Source organism: Massilia sp. CT11-108, from assembly GCF_047302915.1.
Classification (GTDB): Bacteria; Pseudomonadota; Gammaproteobacteria; order Burkholderiales; family Burkholderiaceae_D; genus Telluria; species Telluria orientalis.
The window spans coordinates 1-446 of the sequence record NZ_JBKYMO010001253.1 but is presented as its reverse complement, the minus strand read 5'-3'; the positions used below and the strand labels follow the sequence as shown (position 1 = coordinate 446).

1 pseudogene is annotated in these 446 nt (G+C 69.1%); it reads left to right on the top strand.

The window, feature by feature from the left end:
* Nucleotides 1–184: 184 nt before the first annotated feature.
* Nucleotides 185–331, top strand: a pseudogene (locus ACEN88_RS34280) (squalene/phytoene synthase family protein); the annotation flags it as partial.
* Nucleotides 332–446: the final 115 nt, after the last annotated feature.

Below are 446 nucleotides of genomic sequence, written 5' to 3'. Positions count from 1 at the left end.
GCCAGCCTCCAGCGCCCGCTGTTGATGCTGGGCCTGCCGGACCTGTTCATCGAGCATGGCGACCCCGCCGCGCTGCTGGGTGCCGCAGGGCTCGACGCGGCCGGCATCGCCGGCGCCATCCGCCAGCGATATCGTGCCGATGCTCCTTTGCTCGTAGCGAATAGTAGTTAGCGAGAGGTACCCCATGCTTCCCGAGACGGATGCGCTCACCGTGCCGGACCACACGCCGGCCAGTTCGTTCGGCCTGGCCATGCGCGTGCTGCCGGCGCCGCGGCGGGCCGCGATGTTCGGCATCTATGCATTCTGCCGCGCCGTCGACGACATTGCCGACCGCGCGGCGGTGTAGGGGGGGGGGCGCCGCCGGGGCCGGGGGGGGTTTAAAAAAAGAAGCGGGGGCGCCAAAGAAAAGGGGTGATGTAGGGGGGGGGGGGGGGGGGTTAAAAAAA